We start from the raw sequence: 17,673 nt of genomic DNA, 5'->3' as shown, positions 1-17,673 counted from the left end.
AGTACGGAGCTCATGATGTCTACGTCCGCAGACAAGGTCGTCGAGGCGCTTCGCGCGTCGCTCAAGGAGACGGGCCGCCTCCGCCAGCTCAACCAGCAGCTGACCGCCGCCGCCCGGGAGCCGATCGCGATCGTCGCGATGTCCTGCCGCTACCCGGGCGGCGTCGCCAGCCCCGAGCAGCTCTGGGACCTGGTGGCCTCCGGCAGCGACGCGATCGGCGGCTTCCCGACGGACCGGGGCTGGGACCTGGACAACCTGTACGACCCGGACGCCGACCGCGCCGGCCGCTCCACGACCCGCGAGGGCGGCTTCCTCTACGACGCGGCCGACTTCGACGCCGAGTTCTTCGGCATCTCGCCCCGCGAGGCCGTGGCGATGGACCCCCAGCAGCGGCTGCTGCTGGAGACGTCGTGGGAGGCGTTCGAGCACGCCGGCATCGCACCCGCCTCGATGCGGGGGCAGAAGGTCGGCGTCTTCGTCGGCACCGCCGCCAACGGCTACGGCATGGGCCCGCAGAGCGAGGCCGAGGGCGCCGACGAGGGCTACCTGCTGACCGGTACGGCCACCAGCGTCGTCTCCGGCCGGATCGCGTACGCCCTCGGCCTGGAGGGCCCCGCGGTCACCGTCGACACCGCCTGCTCGTCGTCGCTGGTCGCCCTGCACCTGGCGTGCCAGGCGCTGCGGCAGGGCGACTTCGACCTGGCCCTGGCCGGCGGCGTGTGCGTCATGGCCACCCCCGGCCCGTTCGTGGGTTTCTCCCGGCAGCGGGGGCTCGCCCCCGACGGCCGCTGCAAGTCGTTCGCCGCCGCCGCCGACGGCACGGGCTGGTCCGAGGGCGTCGGCATCCTGCTGGTGGAGCGGCTGTCGGACGCGCAGCGCAAGGGACACCCGATCCTCGCCGTGATCCGGGGCAGCGCCGTCAACCAGGACGGCGCGTCCAACGGCCTCACCGCCCCCAACGGCCCCGCCCAGCAGCGGGTGATCCGGCAGGCCCTCGCGAACGCCCGGCTGACCACGGCCGACGTGGACGCCGTCGAGGCGCACGGCACCGGCACCGTCCTCGGCGATCCGATCGAGGCGCAGGCCCTGCTGGCCACGTACGGGCGGGACCGCCCCGCCGACCGGCCGTTGCTGCTCGGCTCGATCAAGTCGAACATCGGTCACAGTCAGTCCGCCGCAGGCGTGGCCGGTGTGATCAAGATGGTGATGGCGATGCGGCACGGGCTGGTGCCGTCCACCCTGCACGTCGACGAGCCGACGTCGAAGGTGGACTGGTCGGCCGGCGAGGTGTCGCTGGTGACGGAGGCGACGCCGTGGCCGGCGACCGACCGTCCCCGCCGGGCGGCCGTGTCGTCGTTCGGCATCTCCGGCACGAACGCGCACACCATCATCGAGGAGCCACCGACGCCGGATGCCGTCGAGCCCGCCGACGCCGGACCGGCACCCACAGTCGCCCTGCCGGCGGTGCCCGTGCTGCTCTCCGCCCGCTCCGAGGCCGCGCTCGGCGCGCAGGCGGGCCGCTGGACCCGGTGGCTGGAGGACGACGAGGCCCTCCGCACCGTGGACGTCGGCTGGTCGTCGGTCGTGTCGCGCTCCGCGCTGGAACACCGCGCGGTGCTCACCGCCACCGACCGCGAGGAGCTGCTGGCCGGGCTGCGCGCCCTGGCCGCCGGGCAGCCGTCCGGCGCGCTGGTCGCCGGGCAGGCCGCCGACCGGGGTCCGCTCGCGGTGCTCTTCTCGGGTCAGGGCGCGCAGCGCGCCGGCATGGGCCGGGAGTTGTACGCGGAGTTCCCGGTCTTCGCCGCCGCGCTGGACGAGGTGTGCGCACAGCTCGACGCGCTGCTGCCGCGCCCGCTCAAGGAGGTGCTGTTCGCACCCGAGGGTTCCGCCGAGGCGGAGCTGCTGGACCGGACGGTGTTCACGCAGGCCGGTCTGTTCGCGGTCGAGGTGGCGCTGTTCCGGCTCGTCGAGTCCTTCGGCGTCGCCCCCGACATGGTCGGCGGTCATTCGATCGGCGAGGTCACGGCGGCGCATGTGGCGGGGGTGTTGTCGCTGGCGGATGCGTGTGAGCTTGTGGCGGCGCGGGGCCGGTTGATGCAGGCGTTGCCGGCCGGTGGCGGGATGCTGGCCGTTGCGGCGGCCGAGGCCGATGTGCTGGCGACGCTGGACGGCTCGACCGGTGTGGGGGTCGCGGCGGTCAACGGGCCGACGTCGGTGGTGGTCTCCGGTGCGGTGGAGGCGCTCGACGAGGTGGAGCGGGTCTGGCGTGGGCGGGGTGTGCGGACGCGCCGGTTGTCGGTGAGTCATGCGTTCCACAGTCCGTTGATGGAGCCGATGCTGGATGAGTTCCGGGTGGTCCTGGACGGGTTGACGTTCGAGGCGCCGGCGTTGCCGGTCGTGTCGAACGTGACCGGTGCGCTGGCCGACGTCGACGAGATCCGTAGTCCCGACTACTGGGTGCGGCACGTCCGGGAGGCTGTGCGTTTCGCCGACGGGGTCGCCGCGCTGCGCACCGCCGGGGTGGACACGTTCCTGGAGGTCGGCCCGCGCAGCGTCCTGACCGCCATGACCCGGGACGTGCTGAGCGGGCGGGAGCCGGCGGACGCCGACGACGACACCCCGGTCGTCGCCGTACCCGCCCTGCGCGCCGACCGCCCCGAGTCGCGGGCCCTGCTCGCCGCCCTGTCCGAGCTGCACGTCAACGGAACACCCGTCGACTGGGCGGCCCTCTACGCCGGCACCGGAGCGACCCCGGTCGCCCTGCCCACATACGCGTTCCAGCGGCGGCGCTACTGGCCCGAGCAGATGCCGGCCTCGGCCACCGGCCCGGTCAGCCCGGACGTGGTGGACGTCGAGTTCTGGTCGGCCGTCGAGCGCTCCGACGTGGCGGCGCTCGCGGCGCAGATCGGCGTCGACGGCGCGGCCCTGGACGTGCTCGCCCCGGCCCTGCCGGTGCTGTCGTCCTGGCGCAGGGCGCGGCTGCGGGACGCCGTCGTCGACGGCTGGTCGTACCGGGTGGTGTGGAAGCGGACCGCCGCCCCCGCACCGGTCACCCCGTCGGGCCGCTGGCTGCTCGTGGAGCCCGCCGACGACGCCGCCACGACCGAGTGGGCCGGGGCGCTCGCGGGGGCGCTGAGCGCCGCCGGCGGCGAGGTGTCCCGGCTGGCGGTGGACCCGCTCGCCGAGCGCGACCAGGTGACGTCGCGGGTGGCCCAGACCGTGGGGAACGCCCCGTTCACCGGGATCGTCTCCCTGCTGGGCCTGCTGGAGCGGCCCCACCCCGGGCGGCCGGCGGTGCCGCTCGGCACGGCCGCCACGATGACGCTGGTGCAGGCCCTGCACGCCGCCGACGTCACGGCACCACTGTGGATGCTCACGCGGGGCGCGGTCGGCACCGGCGACACCGACCCGGTGCGCAGCGTCGCCCAGGGCGGGCTGTGGGGCCTGGCCCGGGTCGCCGGGCTGGAACACCCGCAGCTCTGGGGCGGCCTGGTCGACCTGCCGGACGCGCCCGGGCGCGGCGACTGGGACCACGCGGTGGGCGTCCTCACCGGCGGTGGCCCCGAGGACCAGGTGGCCGTACGACCCTCCGGCGTCTTCGTACGGCGACTGGTGCGTGCTACGCCGGCGGCCGTCGGCGCCGTCGACCGCTGGCAGCCGTCCGGCACCGTCCTCGTCACCGGCGGCACCGGCGCGCTGGGCGCGCACGTGGCCCGCTGGGCGGCGGCCAACGGGGCCGAGCACCTCGTGCTGACCAGCCGCCGCGGCGAGCACGCCCCCGGGGCGGCCGAGCTGCGCGACGAACTGACCGGGCTCGGCGCCCGGGTGACCCTGGTCGCCGCCGACATGGCCGACCGCGCCCGCGTCGAGGCGCTGCTGCGCGACGTCGACGCCGACCCGGCGCCGCTGACCGCGGTGGTACACGCCGCCGGGGTGGGCCAGCTGACCATGCTGGTCGACACCGACCTCGCCGGGCTGGCCGGGGTGCTCGACGGCAAGATCGCCGGTGCCGTGCACCTGGACGAGCTGCTGGGCGACCGGCCGCTCGACGCGTTCGTGCTGTTCTCCTCCATCGCCGGCATCTGGGGCAGCGGCGGACAGGCCGCGTACGCCGCCGGCAACGCCTTCCTCGACGCCCTCGCCGAGCGGCGCCGCGCCCGCGGCCTGGCCGCCACCGCCGTGGCCTGGGGCCCCTGGGCCGAGGGCGGCATGGCCAGCGGCGAGGGCCAGGAACTGCTGGCCCGCCGCGGCCTCAGCCCGATGTCCCCGGCCCAGGCCGTGTACGCGCTGCGCAGCGCCGTCGGCCGGGCCGTGCCGTCGGTGACCGTGGCGGACGTCGACTGGTCCCTGTTCACCCCGGCGTTCGCGGCCGCCCGCGCCCGCCCCCTGCTCGACGACGTCGCCGAGGCGCGCGACGCCCTGCGCGTGGTCGACGCCGAGCCGGAGGACACCGCCGGCGGCGGGCTACGCCAGCACCTGCTGACGCTGCCCCGCGCCGAGCAGGACCGCCACCTGACCGACCTCGTACGCACGCACACCGCCGCCGTGCTCGGCCACTCCGGCACGGACCTGGTCAAGGCCGGCCGGGCGTTCAAGGAACTCGGCTTCGACTCGCTGACCGCCGTCGAGCTGCGCAACCGGCTCGGCGCCGCCACCGGCCTCACCCTGCCCACCACCCTGGTCTTCGACTACCCGAACCCGGCCGCCCTCGCCGACCACCTGTCGGTGACGCTGCGCCTGCACGAGGTCGAGACCGTGACCGCCTGGGGCCCCGCCGGGCCGGTGGACGGCGACCCGATCGTCATCGTCGGTATGAGCTGCCGCTACCCGGGCGGCGTGGCCAACCCGGACGACCTGTGGGACCTGGTCGCCACCGGGCGCGACGGCATCAGCGGCTTCCCCGACGACCGGCACTGGGACATGGGCCGGCTGCTGGCCGTCGACGCCGACGGGCAACCCGTCTCGCACACCCGCGAGGGCGGCTTCGTCGACGGCGCCACCACCTTCGACCCGGGCTTCTTCGGCATCTCGCCGCGCGAGGCCGTCGCCATGGACCCGCAGCAGCGCCTGCTGCTGGAGGCGTCCTGGGAGGCCATGGAGCAGGCCGGCATCGACCCGGACGAGCTGCGCGGCAGCCGTACCGGCGTCTTCGTCGGCGCCTCCCCGTCGGGCTACGGCACCACCGACACACCGGCCGAGCTGGCCGGCTACCAGCTCACCGGCGGCGCGCACAGCGTCATCTCCGGCCGCGTGTCGTACACCTTCGGGCTGGAGGGCCCGGCGGTGACGGTCGACACCGCCTGCTCGTCCTCCCTCGTGGCTGTGCACCTGGCCGCTCAGGCGCTGCGCGGCGGCGAGTGCGACATGGCGCTGGCCGGCGGCGTCACCGTCATGGTGACCCCCGGTGCCTTCGTCGAGTTCTCCCGCCAGGGCGGCCTCGCCCCGGACGGGCGCTGCAAGTCCTTCGCCGCCGACGCCGACGGCACCGGCTGGTCGGAGGGCGTCGGCGTGCTGCTGGTCCAGCGGCTCTCCGACGCCCGGCGGCAGGGCCGCCAGGTGCTCGCCGTGCTCGCCGGCAGCGCCGTCAACCAGGACGGCGCGTCCAACGGCCTCACCGCCCCCAACGGCCCCGCCCAGCAGCGGGTGATCCGGCAGGCCCTCGCAAACGCCCGGTTGACCACGGCCGACGTCGACGCGGTCGAGGCGCACGGCACGGGAACGACGCTCGGCGACCCCATCGAGGCGCAGGCCCTGCTGGCCACCTACGGCCAGGGCCGCCCCGCCGACCGGCCGCTGCTGCTCGGCTCGATCAAGTCGAACATCGGCCACAGCCAGGCCGCGGCCGGCGTCGCCGGCATGATCAAGATGGTGCAGGCGATGCGGTACGGCCTGCTCCCGCGGACCCTGCACCTCGACGAGCCGACCCCCCACGTGGACTGGTCCTCCGGCGCGGTCTCCCTGCTCACCGAGGCGCGCCCCTGGCCGGCGGTGGACCGGCCGCGCCGGGCCGCCGTGTCGTCGTTCGGCATCAGCGGTACGAACGTGCACCTGATCCTGGAGCAGCCGTCCGCGCCGACCGACGCGGACGAGCCGGCCGACGGCGACGAGCCGGTCACCGGTGACGAGCCGTCCCGGCCGCCGACGGTGCTGCCGCTGCTGCTGTCGGCCCGCGACGCGGCCGGGCTGTCGGCGCAGGCCGGCCGCTGGGCGCAATGGCTCGGCGGCACCGAGGCCCCGCGCCCGCTCGACGTGGCGTGGTCCTCGGTGGCGTCGCGCTCTGTACTGGAGCACCGGGCCGTCGTGTCCGGTGCGAGCCGGGACGAACTGCTGGCGGGCCTCGAAGCCGTGTCGGCGGGCGAGCTCTCGGCCGGCGTGCTCACCGGCCCGGGCGGCCAGCGCGGCCAGCTGGCGCTGTTGTTCTCCGGTCAGGGTGCGCAGCGTGCCGGGATGGGCCGGGAGTTGTACGGGGTCTTCCCGGTGTTCGCCGCCGCGCTGGACGAGGTGTGCGGACACCTCGACCCGCTGCTGCCGCGCCCGCTGCGGGAGGTGCTGCTCGCTTCTCTGAATTCCGCCGAGGCGGGGTTGCTGGACCAGACCGTGTTCACGCAGGCCGGTCTGTTCGCGGTCGAGGTGGCGCTGTTCCGCCTCGTGGAGTCGTTCGGGGTCGTTCCCGACATGCTGGCCGGTCACTCGATCGGTGAGGTGACGGCGGCGCATGTCGCGGGTGTGTTGTCCCTGGCGGATGCGTGCGCCCTCGTGGCGGCGCGGGGTCGGTTGATGCAGGCGCTGCCGACCGGTGGCGGGATGCTGGCCGTAGCCGCTGATGAGGCGGCCGTGGCGGAGTCGGTCGCGGGGCTGACCGATCGGGTCGGTATCGCGGCGGTCAACGGGCCTGCCGCAGTGGTGGTGTCGGGTGCCGTCGAGGCCCTGGCCGAGGTGGAGCGGGTCTGGCGGGATCGGGGGGTGCGTACCCGTCGGCTCACCGTCAGCCACGCGTTCCACAGCCCGTTGATGGCGCCGATGCTCGATGAGTTCCGTACGGTTCTGGGCGGGTTGGCGTTTGCGGCGCCGTTGTTGCCGGTCGTGTCGAACGTGACCGGTGCCCTGGTTGGTGACGAGATCTGCACGCCGGAGTATTGGGTGCGGCACGTGCGCGAGGCTGTGCGGTACGCCGACGGGGTCGCCGCCGTGCGGGCTGCCGGTGTGGATACGTTCCTGGAGGTCGGCCCGCAGAGCGTCCTGACCGCTATGAACGCCGACCTGCTCGCCGATGACGAGGCCGTGCTGGCGGTGGCTGTGCAGCGCCGTGACCGTTCGGAGGCGCAGGCGTTGCTGCACGCCCTGGCCGAGTTGCACGTGCACGGCGTGCCGGTGACCTGGCAGTCGTGGTTCGCCGAGACCGGCGCGCGGCGGGTGGACCTGCCCACGTACGCCTTCCAGCGGGAGCGGTACTGGCTGCCGCCGGCCGGCCAGTCGGCCGACGTCTCCGGGGCCGGCCTCGGCGTGGCGCGACACCCGCTACTCGGCGCGGCGGTGTCGGTCGCCGGCGAGGACATGGTGGTGCTGACCGGCCGGCTGTCGGTGTCGACGCACCCGTGGCTCGCCGACCACGTCGTCTCCGGCGCCGTGGTCGTGCCGGGCACCGCCCTGGTGGACCTCGTCGTCCGGGCGGGCGACGAGGTCGGTGCCTCCCGTGTCCGTGAGCTGACCGTCCTCGCCCCGCTCGTGCTGCCCGCCACCGGCGGCGGGGTACGGGTGCAGGTCCGGGTCGGTCCCGTCGACGGCACCGGCAGCCGGTCGGTGACCGTGCACTCGCAGTCCGAGGACGACCCCGAGTCGGGGTGGACCCGGCACGCCGACGGCCTCGTCGACGCCCCCACGGTCGACGAGCCCACCCTTGGCGCGTGGCCGCCGCCCGGCGCGTCCGAGGTGGACGTCACCGGCTGGTACGCGACGGTCGCCGAGCACGGGCTCGCGTACGGGCCGGTCTTCCGGGGCCTGCGCCGGGCGTGGACCGCCGACGGCGAGGTGTTCGCCGAGGTCGCCCTCGCCGACGAGTTCGCCGGTGATCCGGCGGGCTTCGGGGTGCACCCGGCGCTGCTGGACGCCGCCCTGCACCCTGTCGGGCTGCTGCCCGCCGACGAGGCGGGCGGCGGGCCCCGGGTGCCGTTCGCGTTCGAGGGGGTGCAGGTTCACGCCGTCGGCGCCCGGACGCTCCGGGTCCGCCTCACCGCCTCCGGCAGCTCGGTGCGGCTGGTAGCCACCGACGAGACGGGCGTGCCCGTGGTGTCGGTGGACTCGCTGACGCTGCGCGAGATGACCGGCCTGGCGGCCGCGCCGGACGAGGCGTACCGATCCCTGTTCGAGGTCTCCTGGCAGCCGGAGCAGATCGCCGCGCCCGACGGCGCGTACGGCTGGGTCGTGCTCGGTGGGCGTCCGCTCGACGGCGCCCCGCAGCTTCCGGCGTACGCCGGCGTCGCCGATCTGACCACGGCGGCGACGGACGGCACCGCCCCGGCGGCGCTGCTGCTGCCCGTCACCCCGGCGCCTTCCGGCGCGGACGTGCCCGACGCGGTGCGCTCCGTCACGGCGGACGTCCTCGGCGTGGTGCAGGCGTGGCTGGCGGCCGGGCCGCTGGCGGACTCGCGGCTGGTCGTCGTGACCCGCGGCGCGGTGGCTACCGGCGCCGACGACCGCGTCACCGACCTGGCGGGGGCGGCGGTCTGGGGCCTGCTGCGCTCGGCCCAGTCGGAGCACCCCGGCCGGATCGTGCTGGCCGACCTGGAACCCGGCACCGACCTGGACGCCGACCTGCTGGCCCTGCTCGCCGCCGTCGCCGACGGCCCCGCCCTCGGCGGGCAGGTCGCGGTGCGGTCGGGCACGGCGTACCTGCCGCGGCTGGTCCGCGCCACGGGCGCCGCGCGCACCCCCGCGGCCCTCGGCGGGGGAACCGTCCTGGTGACCGGCGGCACCGGATCGCTGGGCGCCCTGGTGTCCGAACACCTCGTCACCGCGTACGGCGTGCGTTCGCTGGTGCTGGTGTCCCGGCAGGGGCCGGCTGCCCCCGGCGCCGACGAACTGGTGCGGCGGCTGGCCGCGCTGGGCGCGACCGCCCGGGTGGTCGCCACCGACGTCACCGACCGCGAGCGCGTCGGCGAGCTGGTCCGGTCCATCACCGCCGACGACCGCCTGGCCGGGGTGGTCCACACCGCCGGCGTCCTCGACGACGGCATCGTCAGCGGGATCACCGCCGACCGGCTGGCGGACGTGCTTGCCCCGAAGGTCACGGCGGGCTGGTGGCTGCACGAGGCGACCGCCGAGCTGGACCTCGACCTCTTCGTGCTCTTCTCCTCCGTCGCCGGAGTGCTCGGCTCTCCCGGCCAGGCCGCGTACGCGGCCGGCAACGCCTTCCTGGACGCCCTCGCCGTGCTGCGGGCGCAGCGCGGGCTGCCCGCCGTCAGCCTCGCCTGGGGCATGTGGGACACCGACGGCATGGCGGCGTCGATCAACGACGCCGACCGGGCCCGGGTGACCCGGGCCGGCCTGGTCCCGATGACCGCCCCCGTCGGGCTCGGGCTGTGGGACGCCGCCCTGACCCACGGCGGCGCGGCCCTGGTGCCGGCCGTGGTCGACCTGCCCGCCATGCGGGCGCAGACCGCCGCCGGCCGGGTGCCGGTGATGCTGCGGGGCCTGGTGGGACCGGCCGCGAAGCGCCGCCGCTCCGGCACCGGCGCGTGGGCCGACCGGCTGGCCGGCCTCGACCCGCAGGAGGCGCGTGCGCAGGTGGCGCTGCTGGTGCGCGGAATGATCGCGCAGGTCCTCGGCCACGGCGGCGCCGAGGCGGTGCCGGCGGACCGGGCGTTCCGGGAGCTGGGCTTCGACTCGCTGACCGCCGTCGAGCTGCGCAACCGGATCAACAGCGCGAGCGGGCTGCGACTCACGTCGACACTCGTCTTCGACTACCCGACCCCCGGCGCCCTGTCGGAGCACCTGTACGAGCAGCTGTCCGGCCAGGTCGCCGCGCAGCAGCAGGCCGTGCGGGCGACAACCGTCGACGAGCCGATCGCCATCGTCGGCATGGCGTGCCGCTACCCGGGTGGCGTGACGAACCCGCAGCAGCTGTGGGACCTGGTCGCCGCCGGCGCCGACGGCATCGGCGAATTCCCCACCGACCGGGGCTGGGACCTCGACCGGCTCTTCCACCCCGACCCGGACAACCCCGGGACGTCGTACACCCGCCACGGTGGCTTCCTGTACGGGGCCGCCGAGTTCGACCCGGACTTCTTCGGCATCTCGCCGCGCGAGGCGATCGCCATGGACCCGCAGCAGCGGCTGCTGCTGGAGGCGTCCTGGGAGACGTTCGAGTCGGCCGGTCTCGACCCCTCGCGGCTGCGCGGCAGCCGGACCGGCGTCTTCGCCGGCCTGATGTACCACGACTACGCCTCCGGCGTGCAGGACCTGCCCGAGGGCGTGGGCGGCTACCTCGGCACCGGCACCTCCGGCAGCGTGCTGTCCGGCCGGGTGGCGTACACGTTCGGGCTCGAAGGCCCGGCGGTGACCGTGGACACCGCGTGTTCGTCGTCGCTGGTCGCGCTGCACCTGGCGGTGCAGGCGCTGCGCGGCGGCGAGTGCGACCTCGCCCTGGCCGGCGGCGTGACGGTGATGGCGACGCCGGGGACGTTCATCGAGTTCTCCCGGCAGCGTGGCCTGTCGGCCGACGGCCGGTGCAAGTCCTTCGCGGCGTCGGCGGACGGCACGGGCTGGTCCGAGGGCGTGGGCGTGCTCCTGGTGGAGCGCCTGTCGGACGCGCGGCGCAACGGGCACCGCGTGCTTGCGGTCGTGCGTGGCACTGCCGTCAACCAGGACGGCGCGTCGAACGGTCTGACCGCCCCGAACGGCCCGTCGCAGCAGCGCGTGATCCGTCAGGCGCTGGCCAACGCGCGGCTCACCGCCGCCGACGTGGACGCCGTCGAGGCGCACGGCACCGGCACGACCCTGGGCGACCCGATCGAGGCGCAGGCCCTGCTGGCGACGTACGGGCAGGACCGGCCCGCCGACCGGCCGCTCTGGCTGGGCTCGGTCAAGTCGAACATCGGCCACACCCAGGCCGCCGCCGGGGCAGCCGGCATCATCAAGATGATCATGGCGATGCGGCACGGCGTGCTGCCGTCGACGCTGCACGTCGACGAGCCGTCCCCGCACATCGAGTGGAGCGCCGGGGCGGTCTCCCTGCTCACCGAGGCCCGCGACTGGCCCGCGGCGGGCCGGCCCCGTCGCGCCGCGATCTCGTCGTTCGGCGTCAGCGGCACGAACGCGCATGTGATCATCGAGCAGCCGCCCGCCGAGGCGGAGCCGACCCGGGGCGAGGGCGCGCCGACGCCCACCGCCGGGCAGCTGCCGTCGCCGGTGCTGCTGTCGGCCCGCTCCGAGGCCGCCGTCGCGGCCCAGGCGGAGCGCTGGGCCCGCTGGATCGCCGGCGACGAGGAACTGCGCCCCCTCGACGTCGGCTGGTCGTCGACCGTCAGCCGGGCCGTCATGGAGCACCGCGCGGTGGTCACCGCGACGGACCGGGACGAACTGCTGGCCGGGCTGCGCGCCCTCGCCGACGGTGAGCCGGCCGCCACCGTGGTCACCGGCACGGGCGCGACGCGTACGCAACTGGCCGTGCTCTTCTCGGGCCAGGGCGCGCAGCGCGCCGGGATGGGCCGGGAGCTGTCCGCCCTGTTCCCCGTGTTCGCGACCGCGCTGGACGAGGTGTGCGCGCAGCTCGATCCGTTGCTGCCGCGTCCGTTGCGGGAGGTGCTGTTCGCGTCGTCGGGTTCCGCCGAGGCGGGGTTGCTGGATCAGACGGTGTTCACGCAGGCCGGGTTGTTCGCGGTCGAGGTGGCGTTGTTCCGTCTGGTGGAGTCGTTCGGGGTCGTTCCCGACGTGGTGGCTGGTCACTCGATCGGTGAGGTGACGGCCGCGTACGTGGCCGGGGTGCTGTCCCTGGCCGACGCGTGCGCTCTCGTGGCCGCGCGGGGTCGGTTGATGCAGGCGTTGCCCACGGGCGGCGGCATGCTGGCCGTGGCCGCTGACGAGGCTGCGGTGGCGGAGTCTCTCGCCGGGATGACCGACCGCCTCGGTATCGCGGCCGTCAACGGGCCCACCGCCGTCGTCGTCTCCGGTGCCGTCGAGGCCCTGGACGAGGTGGAGCGGGTCTGGCGGGAGCGGGGTGTGCGTACGCGCCGCCTGACGGTGAGCCACGCGTTCCACAGTCCGCTGATGGAGCCGATGCTCGACGAGTTCCGCGCCGTCCTGGCGGGGCTGACGTTCCGGGCGCCGCTGCTGCCGGTGGTGTCGAACCTGACCGGCGCGCTCGCCGACCCGCAGGAGATCACCCGCGCCGAGTACTGGGTGCGGCACGTGCGGGAGGCCGTCCGCTACGCCGACGGCATCGCCGCCCTGCGGGCCACCGGGGTCGACACCTTCCTGGAGATCGGCCCGCAGAGCGTCCTGACCGCGATGAACGCCGACCTGCTCGCCGAGGACGCGCTCGCGGTGGCCGTCCAGCGCCGGGACCGGCCCGCCCCGCAGGCACTCCTGCACGCCCTCGCCGACCTGCACGTCCACGGTGTCCCGGTGACCTGGACGCAGTGGTTCACCGACGCCGGCGCCGCCCGGGTCGACCTGCCGACGTACGCCTTCCAGCACCAGCGCTACTGGCTCGGCGCGGGCCAGGCGCATGCCGCCGACGTGTCCGGGGCGGGCCTCGGCGTGGCCGGGCATCCGCTGCTCGGTGCGGCGGTGTCAGTGGCCGGTGTGGACATGGTGGTGTTGACGGGCCGGCTGTCCCTCACCACCCACGTGTGGCTCGCGGACCACGTCGTCTCCGGCGCGGTCGTCTTGCCCGGGACCGCCCTGGTCGAGTTGGCCGTCCGGGCGGGTGACGAGGTGGGCGCGTCGCGGGTGCGGGAGCTGACCGTGGCGGCGCCGCTGGTGCTGCCGGAGGCCGGCGCGGTGCGGGTGCAGGTGCGCGTCGGTGCGGCCGACGAGACCGGCGTCCGGGTCGTGGCGGTGCACTCGCAGTCCGAGGGTGATCCGGAGGCCGACTGGGTGCGGCATGCGGAGGGCGTGCTGGAGCCGGCGTCGGCCGGCGAGCCGAGCCTGGGGGAGTGGCCGCCGGTCGGCGCGTCCGAGGTGGACGTGGCGGGCTGGTACCCGACGCTGGCGGAGCACGGCCTGGCGTACGGGCCGGTGTTCCGGGGGCTGCGCCGGGTGTGGACGGGCGGCGACGAGGTGTTCGCCGAGGTGGCGCTGCCGGACGAGGTGGCGACGGAGGCGGCGCGCTTCGGTGTGCACCCGGCGCTGCTGGACGCCGCCCTGCACCCGATCGGGCTGCTGCCCGGCACCGAGGGGTCGGGCGGGCCGCGGGTGCCGTTCGCGTTCGAGGGTGTGCAGGTGTATGCCTCGGGTGCGCGGGTGCTGCGGGTGCGGCTGTCGCGTACGGGCTCGGCGGTGCGGCTGGTCGCGTGCGACGAGTCGGGCGCGGCCGTGGTCTCGGTCGACTCCCTCGCCCTGCGCGAGCTGACCGGCGTGACCGCGGCAGGCGCGGCGGCCCGCGCGATGTTCGAACTCACCTGGCAGGCCGAGGAGATCGCCGCCACCGGGGACCTCTCCGGGTGGGCGCTGGTCGGCTCGCCGGCAACCGCCGACCTGCCGGCGTACGGCGACGTCGAGGCGCTCGTCGCGGCGGTCGACGCCGGCCGGACGGTCGCACCGAGGGCGCTGCTGCTGCCGCTCGACGGGCCGGAGAGGGCCGTCCCCGATGCGGTACGCGCGGCGACCTCGGAGGTGCTGGCGACCGTCCGGTCCTGGCTGGCAGCCGATGCGCTGGCGGAGTCGCGGCTCGTGGTGGTGACGCGGGGTGCGGTGTCGGTGGCGGCGGACGACCGGGTGTCGGACCTGGCCGGTGCGGCGGTGTGGGGTCTGCTGCGGTCGGCGCAGTCGGAGCACCCGGGTCGCATCGTGCTGGCGGACGTGGACGGTGACGTGGATGCCGGGCTGCTGGGTGTGCTGACCACGGTGGCCGACGAGCCGTCGACGCACGGCGGTCAGGTCGCGGTGCGTGCGGGCGCGGTGTTCGTGCCGCGTCTGGTGCGTGCGGTCGCTCCGGCGTCGGTGGAGACGCCGGTCGTGGGTGACGGTGCGGTGCTGGTGACCGGTGGTACGGGTGCGCTCGGGGCGTTGGTGGCGGAGCACCTGGTGTCGGCGCATGGTGTGCGGTCGCTGGTGCTGGTGTCGCGGCGTGGCCCGGAGGCCGCCGGTGCGGGTGAGTTGTCGGAGCGGTTGTCGGCGTTGGGTGCGTCGGTGCGGGTCGTTGCCTGTGACGTGACGGACCGGGACCAGGTGTTCGGTCTGGTGGCGGAGGTGGCCGCCGGGGGTCGGCTGGCGGGTGTGGTGCACACGGCTGGTGTGTTGGATGACGGTGTGGTGGAGGGGCTGACGGCGGAGCGGTTGGCGGGGGTGTTGGCGCCGAAGGTGTCGGCGGGTTGGTTGTTGCATGAGGCGACGGCGGGTCTGGATCTCGACTTGTTCGTGGTGTTCTCGTCGGTTGCGGGTGTGCTGGGTTCGCCGGGTCAGTCGGGGTATGCGGCGGGTAACGCGTTCCTGGACGGGTTGGCGGTGTATCGGCGGCAGCTCGGGTTGCCGGCGGTGAGTCTGGCGTGGGGGATGTGGGACACGGCAGGCATGGCCGCCTCGATCGACGAGGCGGACCGGGCGCGGTCCGCGCGGGCGGGTCTGACGCCGATGAGCGCCGGGACCGGGTTGGAGCTGTTCGACGCCGCCCTGGTGGCGGAGCAGCCGGCGTTGGTGCCGGCCGTGATCGACGTACCGGCGATGCGCGCAGCGCTCGGCGCCGGCCCGGTGCCGGCCGTGCTGCGTACCCTGATCGGGTCGACGGCGGCCCGGCGACGGGCCGCGCGGAGCGGCGACTGGGCCAACCAGCTCGCGGGCCTGGCGCCCGACGAGGCGCGCGCCCAGGTCGACGTGCTGGTACGGGGTCTGGTCGCGCAGGTGTTGGGGCACGGTGGTGCGGAAGCCGTGCCGGCGGACCGGGCGTTCCGGGAGTTGGGCTTCGACTCGCTGACGGCGGTGGACCTGCGTAACCGGTTGAACGCGGCCACCGGGCTGCGGCTGGCCTCGACGCTGGTCTTCGACTACCCGACCCCGGCCGTGCTCGCCGACCACCTGCACGAGCAGGTCTCCGGGCAGATCACCGCCCGCCAGACGGCGGTACTCACCGCCGGCACCGACGAGCCGATCGCGATCGTGGGCATGGCCTGCCGCTACCCCGGTGGCGTCGATGGTCCGGACCAGCTGTGGGCGTTGCTGGCCGGCGGCGGCGACGGGATCTCGGAGTTCCCCACCGATCGCGGCTGGGACCTGGAGAGCCTGTTCGACCCGGACCCGGAGCACAGCGGTACGTCGTACACGCGCCACGGTGGTTTCCTGTACGGGGCGGCGGAGTTCGATCCGGGCTTCTTCGGGATCTCGCCGCGTGAGGCTCTGGCGATGGATCCGCAGCAGCGGTTGCTGCTGGAGGCGTCGTGGGAGTCGTTCGAGTCGGCGGGGCTGGACCCGCAGCGGTTGCGGGGCAGCCGGACGGGTGTCTTCGCCGGTGTCATGTACCACGACTACGCCTCCCGCCTGATGGACCTGCCGCCGGACGCCGAGGGCTTCGTCGGCACGGGCACGTCGGGCAGCGTGCTGTCCGGTCGGGTCGCCTACACCTTCGGGTTGGAGGGCCCGGCGGTCACCGTCGACACCGCTTGTTCTTCCAGCCTCGTTGCGCTGCACCTTGCCGCGCAGGCGTTGCGGTCGGGTGAGTGTGATCTGGCGTTGGCCGGTGGTGTGACGGTGATGGCGACGCCGGGGACGTTCATCGAGTTCTCGCGTCAGCGCGGCCTGTCGCAGGACGGCCGGTGCAAGTCGTTCGCGGCGTCGGCCGACGGCACGGGCTGGTCCGAGGGCGTCGGCGTGCTGCTCGTGGAGCGGCTGTCGGACGCGCGGCGCAACGGGCACCGCGTGCTGGCGGTGGTACGTGGCACGGCCGTGAACCAGGACGGTGCGTCGAACGGGCTGACCGCGCCGAACGGCCCGTCGCAGCAGCGGGTGATCCGGCAGGCGCTGGCGAACGCGCGCCTGTCCCCGGCGGACGTGGATGCCGTGGAGGCGCACGGCACGGGTACGACGCTGGGTGATCCGATCGAGGCGCAGGCTCTGCTGGCGACGTACGGGCAGGAGCGTCCGCAGGATCGGCCGTTGCTGTTGGGGTCGGTGAAGTCGAACATCGGGCACACGCAGGCGGCTGCGGGTGTGGCTGGTGTGATCAAGATGGTCATGGCGATGCGGCACGGTCTGGTGCCGGCGACGTTGCATGTGGACGAGCCGTCGCCGCACATCGACTGGTCGGCGGGGGCGGTGGCCCTGGCCACCGAGCCCACTCCGTGGCCGCGGGTGGACCGTCCGCGTCGGGCGGCGGTGTCGTCGTTTGGCATCTCCGGCACGAACGCGCATGTGATCATCGAGCAGCCGCCCGCTGAGACGATCGAGGGTGAGGTCGTCGCCGGCGACGTGCCGCCGGTCGTACCGGTGCTGCTGTCGGCCCGCGACGCCGCCGCGCTGTCGGCGCAGGCGGGCCGGTGGGCGCGCTGGCTGACCGCCGACGAGGCCCCGCGTCCGCTGGACGTGGCCTGGTCCTCCGTCACCACCCGACCCGCGCTGGAGCACCGGGCGGTCGTCACCGCCGCCGACCGGGACGACCTGGTCGCGGCGTTGACCGCCCTCGCCGACGGCGACCCCACCGGTACGGTCGTCTCCGGCGCCACCGGCCAGCGCGGCCGGCTCGCCCTGCTCTTCTCGGGCCAGGGTGCGCAGCGTGCCGGGATGGGCCGGGAGCTGTCGGCCGGGTTCCCGGTCTTCGCCGCCGCGCTGGACGAGGTGTGCGGACACCTCGATCCGTTGCTGCCGCGCCCGCTGCGGGAGGTGCTGTTCGCGTCGGCGGGCACGGCCGAGGCGGAGCTGCTGGATCAGACGGTGTTCACGCAGGCCGGGTTGTTCGCGGTCGAGGTGGCGCTGTTCCGCCTGGTGGAGTCGTTCGGGATCGTGCCGGACATGCTGGCTGGTCACTCGATCGGTGAGGTGACGGCCGCGTACGTGGCCGGGGTGTTGTCCCTGGCCGACGCGTGCGCTCTCGTGGCCGCGCGGGGTCGGTTGATGCAGGCGTTGCCCACCGGCGGCGGCATGCTGGCCGTGGCCGCTGACGAGGCCGCAGTGGTCGAGTCGATCGCCGGGCTCGCCGACCGGGCAGGCGTCGCTGCGGTCAACGGACCCGCCGCAGTGGTGGTGTCCGGTGCCGTCGAGGCCCTCGACGAGGTGGAGCGGCACTGGCGCGACCGGGGCGTGCGCACTCGCCGCCTGACGGTGAGCCACGCGTTCCACAGCCCGCTGATGGAGCCGATGCTCGACGAGTTCCGCACGGTCCTGGACGGGTTGACGTTCTCCGCGCCACTGCTGCCGGTCGTGTCGAACGTGACCGGGGCCCTGGCCGGCGACGAGATCCGCACGGCCGACTACTGGGTGCGGCACGTCCGCGACGCCGTGCGCTTCGCCGACGGGATCACCGCCCTG

At 75.0% G+C, this 17,673-nt stretch carries 1 protein-coding gene (only partly in view); it reads left to right on the top strand.

The features are described from left to right. The first annotated feature begins 15 nt into the window (after positions 1 to 15). Positions 16 to 17,673, top strand: the 5' portion of a protein-coding gene (locus tag FHX31_RS17875) for a type I polyketide synthase (protein ID WP_184976818.1). The gene runs 12,156 nt beyond the window's last position; only the first 17,658 of its 29,814 coding nucleotides appear in the window; its start codon is at positions 16 to 18; the stop codon falls past the right edge of the window.

This window comes from Micromonospora sp. CNZ286 (assembly GCF_014207755.1).
The sequence above is the reverse complement of the archived record's forward strand: the minus strand, read 5'-3'. Positions and strand labels throughout refer to the sequence as shown.